This window comes from Lishizhenia sp., assembly GCF_057456495.1.
This window is the reverse complement of record NZ_JBVCPV010000154.1, coordinates 1-7383: the sequence shown is the minus strand read 5'-3', so window position 1 is coordinate 7383 and position 7383 is coordinate 1. Positions and strand designations below refer to the sequence as shown.

Here is a 7383-nt window from a genome sequence, read left to right as displayed (position 1 = left end):
ATATCCGTTTTGATGATAATGCTTGTGTATTGCTAAACCCTACTGGAGAAATGCGCGGAACTCGTGTATTTGGACCGGTTGCGAGAGAACTTCGTGATAAGCAATTCATGAAAATTGTATCATTGGCACCAGAAGTGCTTTAATACATTAAAAAGATGAGAAAGCTTAAGATAAAATCTGGAGATACTGTTAGAGTTATTGCTGGAGACCACAAAGGTCAGGAAGGCAAAGTTCAAAAAGTACTCATAGAAAAGAATAAAGCCATCGTGGAAGGTGTGAACACTATCTCAAAACATGAGAAGCCAAGTGCATCTAACCCACAAGGTGGTATTGTAAAGAAAGAAGCTCCTATTCATATTTCTAACCTTTCTTTGTTAGACAAAGATGGTAATACTACCAGAGTTGGATATAAAGAAGAGGATGGAAAGAAAGTAAGATTTTCCAAAAAATCTAATGAAGTAATTTAGTTATGGCATACGTACCAAGACTTAGAGCAGAATATGCAGAGCGAATTAAGCCTGCATTAAAAGAAGAATTTAGCTATGCTAACGTAATGGAGATCCCAAAACTTGAAAAAATAGTTTTGAGCCGTGGCGTTGGTGCAGCTGTAGCAGATAAAAAGCTAATTGACCATGCTGTAGATGAACTTACAACAATTACAGGTCAAAAAGCGGTGCAAACCATTTCTAAAAAGGATGTTGCTTCATTCAAGCTTCGTAAAGGAATGCCAATTGGGGCAAAAGTTACTTTGCGAGGATATAGAATGTACGAATTTCTAGATCGTTTAATCACATCAGCACTTCCACGTGTTCGTGATTTTAACGGGATTAAAGCTAATGGTTTTGATGGTAGAGGAAATTACAATTTAGGTGTTACTGAACAAATCATCTTTCCAGAGATCGATATTGATAAAGTAAACCGTATCAATGGTATGGATATTACCTTTGTAACCACTGCCAAAACCGATAAGGAAGCTAAATCATTGTTAACCGAACTAGGATTACCTTTTAAAAAGAATTAATTATGGCTAAAGAATCAATGAAAGCCCGTGAGGTGAAGAGACAAAAAATGGTAAAGAAGTATGCTGAAAAACGTGAAGCTTTGAAAGAAGCTGGCGATTGGGAAGCACTACAAAAATTACCAAAAAATTCTTCTCCTGTACGTTTGCATAACCGTTGTAAACTAACTGGTAGGCCAAAAGGATACATGAGACAGTTTGGTCTTTCTCGTGTAATGTTTAGAGAAATGGCTAACAAAGGATTAATTCCTGGAGTTAGAAAAGCTAGTTGGTAAAATTATAAATTGGTTGCAGGTTCTACCGATAGTCGGTTAGAAAACCACATCCGCAAATTATTATAGATGAATACAGATCCTATTGCAGATTATTTGACAAGAGTTAGGAACGCTGTGGCCGCAAACCACAGGGTGGTAGAGATACCAGCTTCTAACCTTAAAAGGGAGATAACAAAAATATTATTCGATCAGGGATATATTCTTAGTTACAAGTTTGATGATGCTACTGCTCAGGGGACAATTAAAATTGCCCTTAAGTATGATAAAATCACTAAAGAACCTGTAATTAAAGATATTCAAAGAATAAGTAAACCTGGTTTACGTAAGTATGCCGGCGCTAATGAATTGCCACGTATCCTTAATGGTCTTGGTATCGCTATAGTTTCTACTTCTCACGGTGTAATGACCGGGAAGCAAGCTAAAGCCGAGAAAGTTGGTGGTGAAGTATTGTGTTACGTTTACTAATACTTAAAAGACTAAAGAAATGTCAAGAATAGGTAAAAGCCCAATTACAATTCCTGAAGGTGTAACTGTAGACCTTAAAGGTAATATTGTAACGGTAAAAGGAAAATTAGGAGAACTTAAGCAGGAAGTTAGCGACATTGATGTGAAAATTGAAGATGGCGTAATTACTTTTGAACGTTCTTCAGAGAAAAGTGATCAAAAAGCAAAACACGGTTTATACCGTGCTTTGATAAACAATATGATTGAAGGAGTTTCTAACGGATACACTAAATCATTGGAACTGGTAGGAGTTGGATATAGAGCAACTAACCAGGGACAAAAATTAGATTTGGCCGTTGGGTTTTCCCATAATATTGTAATAGATTTGGCACCGGAAGTTCAGGTGGAAACAATTTCAGAAAAAGGTAAGAATCCTGTTGTGAAATTGACTTCTTATGACAAGCAACTTGTGGGCCAAATAGCTGCTAAAATACGTTCCTTCAGAGCTCCAGAGCCTTACAAAGGAAAAGGTATTAAGTATGTTGGAGAACAATTACGTAGAAAAGCAGGTAAATCAGCTTAATAAAGTTTAGATATGGCAGTTTCAAAACAAGATAGACGAAATAAGATAAGAAAGCGTGTTCGTAAGTCAATTACGGGTACCGCTAGCCGTCCAAGATTATCTGTATTTAGAAGTAATAAAGAAATTTATGCTCAAATTATAGATGATGTAGAAGGAAAAACCCTGGCTGCAGCCTCTTCGAGAGATAAAGGTGTAACAGCAGAAGGAAATAAATCCAAGCAAGCAGAATTGGTTGGTAAAGCCCTTGCTGAAAAAGCTTTAAAGGCCGGTGTAGAAACTATTTCTTTTGATAGAAGTGGTTACCTGTATCACGGAAGAGTTAAATCATTAGCAGAAGGTGCTCGAGAAGGAGGACTAAAATTCTAGAAAATTATGTATCAAGATTATAAAAACGTAGAACATGTAAAACCGGGCGGACTTGAATTAAAAGACCGTTTGGTAGGAGTACAGCGTGTGACCAAAGTAACCAAAGGTGGTAGAGCTTTTGGATTTTCTGCTATCGTAGTAGTAGGAGATGAGAATGGTGTTGTAGGGCAAGGTTTAGGGAAATCTAAAGAAGTTGCTGACGCTATCTCTAAAGCTGTGGAAGATGCAAAAAAGAATTTAGTGCGTATTCCTTTGCATAAAGGAAGCCTTCCTCACGAACAGAAAGGTAAGTATGGTGGTGCAAGAGTTCTTTTGCTACCTGCTGCAACTGGTACCGGGATTATTGCCGGTGGTGCAATTCGTGCCGTACTGGAATCTGTTGGTGTACACGACGTACTTTCTAAAAACCAGGGGTCTTCAAACCCACACAACGTAGTGAAAGCTACTTTTGATGCACTACTTCAATTAAGAAGTGCTGATACTGTTGCTAAACAACGTGGTATTTCATTAGAAAAGGTTTTTAAAGGATAAATCAAGGAGAACGATGGGAAAGATAAAAGTTACAAAAGTAAAAAGTGCTATTAACCGATCTAAAAACCAGAAATTGGTTTTAGAGTCTCTTGGTCTTAAGAAAATTGGCCAGACGGTAGAGCATAACGATACGCCAAACATCCTTGGTATGGTAAATAAAGTTAAACATTTAGTTTCTGTAGAAGAAACAAAATAATAAATTCACATGGAATTAAATAACTTAAAACCTGCAAAAGGTTCAGTTAAGAGTAACAACAAGCGTGTTGGCCGTGGAGAAGGATCAGGAAAAGGTGGTACTGCCACTCGTGGTCACAAAGGGGCTAAGTCTCGTTCTGGTTACTCCAAGAAGATAGGTTTTGAAGGTGGGCAGATGCCACTTCAACGCCGTGTTCCAAAATTTGGTTTCACTAACAGAAATCGTGTAGCTTATCAAGGTGTAAATCTTGATACTTTGCAACGTTTGGTTGATGAAGGTAAAATTAAAGATACTGTAGATGTTGATACTTTGATCGCTAATGGTCTTGTAAGTAAAAACGAACCAGTTAAGATATTAGGTAGAGGTGAATTAAAGGCAAAGTTGAAAATATCTGTTCATAAATTTACTGCCTCAGCAAAAGAAGCTATAGAAGCTGCTGGAGGTGAAGTTGTTACTTTATAATAGATAGCCAAATGAAATTCATCAATACTATTAAAAATATTTGGAAGATCGAGGAACTAAAAAATAGAATTTTAGTTACCCTCGGTCTATTGTTGGTCTATCGTTTTGGAGCGCAAGTTGTGCTTCCCGGAATAGATGCCTCGCAATTAACTAATCTTGCTAGTCAAACCGATGGTGGCCTTTTAGGCCTCCTAAATGCATTTACAGGAGGAGCTTTTTCTAATGCTTCTGTTTTTGCATTGGGAATTATGCCATATATCTCGGCTTCGATTGTGGTGCAGCTTATGGGTATTGCGATACCTTACCTGCAAAAACTTCAAAAAGAAGGAGAGAGCGGTAGGCGTAAGATCAATCAAATCACTCGTTGGTTAACAATTGCAATTACCCTGGTGCAGGGACCTGGTTATATCTATAACCTTTTTGCTACACTTCCGCAGCAAGCCTTTTTATTAGGTGACACTGTGACATTTGTGGCTTCAGCAGTGGTTATCCTTACTACAGGAACCATTTTTGCAATGTGGCTGGGTGAAAAGATAACCGATAAAGGTATTGGTAATGGTATTTCGCTATTAATTATGGTTGGTATTATTGCTACCTTGCCACAGGCATTTATTCAGGAATTTGCTTCCAGAGTATTTGAATCTAATGGAGGCCTTATTATGATTCTTATTGAATTGGTAATTTGGTTCGCTATTATTCTTGCTTCGGTAATGTTGGTTATGGCCGTGCGTCAAATCCCGGTGCAATATGCCAGAAGAACCGCCTCTGGGGGTTACGAGAAAAACGTATTTGGATCTAGACAGTACATTCCACTTAAGCTTAATGCTTCAGGTGTAATGCCAATTATATTTGCTCAAGCTATTATGTTTATCCCGGCTGCTGTGGCAGGATTATCAGATTCTGATGCTGCACAAGGGGTTACCGCGGCTTTTAGCGATATATTCGGATTTTGGTATAATGTAGTATTTGCACTTTTAATTATTGTGTTTACCTACTTCTATACCGCGATTACTGTACCTACCAACAAAATGGCTGATGATCTAAAACGAAGTGGAGGATTTATTCCAGGCATTCGTCCCGGAACTGAAACCGCTGAGTTTTTAGATAGAATTATGTCTCAAATTACCTTGCCAGGATCTATTTTCCTTGCACTTATTGCTGTGTTCCCAGCGATTGTGGTGCAACTCTTAGGTGTGCAACAAGGATGGGCATTGTTTTTTGGAGGAACCTCGCTTTTAATTATGGTTGGAGTTGCAATAGATACTATGCAACAAGTAAACTCTTACTTGCTGAATAGACATTACGACGGATTAATGAAAACAGGTAAAAACAGAAAAGCAGTAGCTTAATTATGGCAAAACAACCGGCAATAGAACAAGACGGAACAATTATAGAAGCATTATCTAATGCAATGTTCCGTGTAGAATTGGAAAATGGTCACGTTGTGACAGCTCACATCTCTGGGAAAATGCGTATGCACTACATTAAATTGTTGCCTGGAGATAAAGTAAAACTGGAAATGAGCCCTTACGATCTAAGTAAGGCTCGTATAACATACAGATACTAAAAGTAATTTGAGCTATTTGTAAAATTTTCAGTACTTTTGCAACCTGAAAAATTTATGAATGCTGAAATCCTGATTTTGAGCATATTTCAAGATCAGTGAATTGTAAAAAACTAAAGAGATGAAAGTTAGAGCATCAGTAAAGAAAAGAAGTGCCGACTGTAAGATAGTTCGCAGAAAAGGGCGCCTTTACGTAATTAACAAAAAGAATCCTAGATTTAAACAAAGACAAGGCTAATTATGGCAAGAATTGCAGGGGTAGATATACCTAAACAAAAGCGAGGAGTTATAGCATTGACCTATATCTTCGGAATTGGTAAAAGCAGGGCTCAAAAGATCCTTAGCCAGGCCAAAGTAGATGAAAGCAAAAAAGTTTCAGATTGGGACGATGAAGAAATTGGTCGTATTCGTGAAGCTGTTGGTGAATTTACAATCGAAGGAGAATTACGTACAGAAGTTCAAATGAGTATTAAGCGTCTAATGGATATTGGATGCTATAGAGGTATTCGTCACAGAAGTGGTTTACCACTTAGAGGGCAGAGAACCAAAAATAACTCAAGAACCAGAAAAGGTAGAAGAAAAACAGTTGCTAACAAGAAGAAAGCGACTAAATAGTAATTAATATGGCAAAGAAGACAGTTCAAAAAAAGCGTAAAGTAACCGTTGAGTCCGTAGGGCAAGCGCACGTTACGGCTTCTTTCAATAACATTATTGTTTCCCTTACTAATAAAAAGGGTGACGTTATTGCTTGGTCATCTGCAGGAAAAATGGGTTTTAGAGGTTCTAAAAAGAATACTCCTTATGCTGCCCAGTTAGCTGCAGAAGACGCGTCTAAAGTAGCTCACGAAGCTGGTTTGCGCAAAGTTAAAGTTTACGTTAAAGGGCCGGGGAATGGTAGAGAATCTGCTATTCGTTCGCTTCATAACAACGGGATTGAAGTAACTGAAATTATTGATGTTACTCCACTACCACACAACGGATGTCGTCCTCCTAAGAGACGTAGAGTTTAATAATAAGTATAAATAAATAAGAGAGGAGTTAAGATTATCGAAGGACAGAGACCTTAATTCATAATCCCTTTCTTCTAAATTCAAAGTTAATGGCAAGATATACTGGTCCAAAGACTAAAATAGCCCGAAAGTTCGGAGAAGCTATTTTTGGAGACGATAAGTCTTTCGAAAAAAGAAATTATCCTCCGGGACAACACGGTAACAACCGTCGTCGCGGTAAAAAATCTGAATATGCTATCCAGTTAATGGAAAAGCAAAAAGCAAAGTATACTTACGGTATCCTTGAGCGTCAGTTTAGTAATATGTTTAAAAAAGCTACTAGAGCGCAGGGGATTACTGGTGAGGTTTTACTTCAACTTTGTGAATCACGTCTTGATAACGTAGTATTTAGAATGGGTATTGCCCCTTCTAGAAGAGCAGCAAGACAATTTGTATCTCACAGACACATTACGGTAAACGGAGATTTGGTAAACATACCTTCTTACCAATTGAAAGCGGGTGATGTTGTAGGTGTTCGTGAAAAATCAAAATCTTTACAGGCTATCCAGGATTCACTAGCTAATTCTAGCAGTGTATACGAATGGATTACCTGGAATAACGAAACAAAACAAGGTACTTTTGTTTCAGTACCCGGACGTATTCAGATTCCGGAAAACATAAATGAACAATTCATCGTCGAATTATATTCGAAATAATAATTCACAGAAGTCGTAATATGGCAATACTAAATTTTCAGAAGCCCGATAAAGTTATAATGATTGATTCAACCGATTTCGAAGGGAAATTTGAATTTCGCCCTTTGGAACCTGGATATGGATTAACCGTTGGTAACGCTTTAAGAAGAGTGCTTTTATCTTCATTAGAAGGTTATGCAATCACTTCTATTCGTATAGAAGGCGTAGATCACGAATTCTCCGCTATTCCTGGAGTCGTT

16 protein-coding genes and 1 pseudogene are annotated in these 7383 nt (G+C 37.7%); all 17 read left to right on the top strand.

Features of this window, described 5'->3' with window-relative positions; all coding sequences use genetic code 11:
• Nucleotides 1–143, top strand: a 143-nt coding sequence (locus AC22ZQ_RS10965; protein WP_318958816.1) for an uL14 family ribosomal protein, incomplete at its 5' end; no start/stop codon positions are given.
• A 12-nt stretch (nucleotides 144–155) separates the two neighbouring features.
• Nucleotides 156–467 carry a 50S ribosomal protein L24 gene (gene rplX, locus AC22ZQ_RS10960; protein WP_037319242.1) on the top strand — a complete coding sequence of 104 codons (312 nt, stop codon included), beginning with the start codon at nucleotides 156–158 and terminating at the stop codon, nucleotides 465–467.
• A 2-nt stretch (nucleotides 468–469) separates the two neighbouring features.
• Entirely contained in the window at nucleotides 470–1021 is a 552-nt protein-coding gene (gene rplE, locus AC22ZQ_RS10955) for a 50S ribosomal protein L5 (RefSeq protein ID WP_057482227.1), read from the top strand.
• Nucleotides 1022–1023: 2 nt separating this feature from the next.
• On the top strand, nucleotides 1024–1293 hold the full coding sequence (rpsN, locus tag AC22ZQ_RS10950) for a 30S ribosomal protein S14 (protein ID WP_057482226.1): 270 nt from the start codon (nucleotides 1024–1026) through the stop codon (nucleotides 1291–1293).
• Nucleotides 1294–1359: 66 nt separating this feature from the next.
• Entirely contained in the window at nucleotides 1360–1758 is a 399-nt protein-coding gene (gene rpsH, locus AC22ZQ_RS10945) for a 30S ribosomal protein S8 (protein ID WP_070053713.1), read from the top strand.
• Between the two features lie 19 nt (nucleotides 1759–1777).
• Entirely contained in the window at nucleotides 1778–2320 is a 543-nt protein-coding gene (gene rplF / locus AC22ZQ_RS10940) for a 50S ribosomal protein L6 (RefSeq protein ID WP_057482224.1), read from the top strand.
• Nucleotides 2321–2332: 12 nt separating this feature from the next.
• Nucleotides 2333–2686 carry a 50S ribosomal protein L18 gene (rplR, locus tag AC22ZQ_RS10935; RefSeq protein ID WP_057482223.1) on the top strand — a complete coding sequence of 118 codons (354 nt, stop codon included), beginning with the start codon at nucleotides 2333–2335 and terminating at the stop codon, nucleotides 2684–2686.
• Between the two features lie 6 nt (nucleotides 2687–2692).
• Nucleotides 2693–3217, top strand: coding sequence for a 30S ribosomal protein S5 (gene rpsE / locus AC22ZQ_RS10930; protein ID WP_037319256.1), 525 nt, complete (start codon nucleotides 2693–2695; stop codon nucleotides 3215–3217).
• Between the two features lie 13 nt (nucleotides 3218–3230).
• Nucleotides 3231–3413, top strand: a complete 183-nt coding sequence (rpmD, locus tag AC22ZQ_RS10925; protein WP_037319259.1) for a 50S ribosomal protein L30 — start codon at nucleotides 3231–3233, stop codon at nucleotides 3411–3413.
• Nucleotides 3414–3422: 9 nt separating this feature from the next.
• Entirely contained in the window at nucleotides 3423–3875 is a 453-nt protein-coding gene (gene rplO / locus AC22ZQ_RS10920) for a 50S ribosomal protein L15 (RefSeq protein WP_225573163.1), read from the top strand.
• Nucleotides 3876–3886: 11 nt separating this feature from the next.
• Nucleotides 3887–5224 carry a preprotein translocase subunit SecY gene (secY, locus tag AC22ZQ_RS10915; protein WP_057482221.1) on the top strand — a complete coding sequence of 446 codons (1338 nt, stop codon included), beginning with the start codon at nucleotides 3887–3889 and terminating at the stop codon, nucleotides 5222–5224.
• Nucleotides 5225–5226: 2 nt separating this feature from the next.
• The gene (gene infA, locus AC22ZQ_RS10910) at nucleotides 5227–5442 is read left to right on the top strand and encodes a translation initiation factor IF-1 (RefSeq protein ID WP_013073244.1); all 216 of its coding nucleotides are present in this window, start codon (nucleotides 5227–5229) and stop codon (nucleotides 5440–5442) included.
• A 118-nt stretch (nucleotides 5443–5560) separates the two neighbouring features.
• The gene (gene ykgO, locus AC22ZQ_RS10905; protein ID WP_013305171.1) at nucleotides 5561–5677 is read left to right on the top strand and encodes a type B 50S ribosomal protein L36; all 117 of its coding nucleotides are present in this window, start codon (nucleotides 5561–5563) and stop codon (nucleotides 5675–5677) included.
• A 2-nt stretch (nucleotides 5678–5679) separates the two neighbouring features.
• A complete protein-coding gene (gene rpsM, locus AC22ZQ_RS10900) occupies nucleotides 5680–6054 on the top strand; it encodes a 30S ribosomal protein S13 (RefSeq protein ID WP_057482220.1) in 375 nt (124 codons plus the stop codon).
• Between the two features lie 8 nt (nucleotides 6055–6062).
• Complete coding sequence (gene rpsK / locus AC22ZQ_RS10895; RefSeq protein WP_037319270.1) at nucleotides 6063–6449, top strand: 30S ribosomal protein S11; 387 nt, start codon at nucleotides 6063–6065, stop codon at nucleotides 6447–6449.
• An 89-nt stretch (nucleotides 6450–6538) separates the two neighbouring features.
• Nucleotides 6539–7144: a 30S ribosomal protein S4 gene (gene rpsD, locus AC22ZQ_RS10890; RefSeq protein ID WP_318958815.1), complete on the top strand. Its 606-nt coding sequence runs from the start codon at nucleotides 6539–6541 to the stop codon at nucleotides 7142–7144.
• 20 nt (nucleotides 7145–7164) lie between these two features.
• A pseudogene (locus AC22ZQ_RS10885) lies at nucleotides 7165–7383 on the top strand (DNA-directed RNA polymerase subunit alpha); the annotation flags it as partial.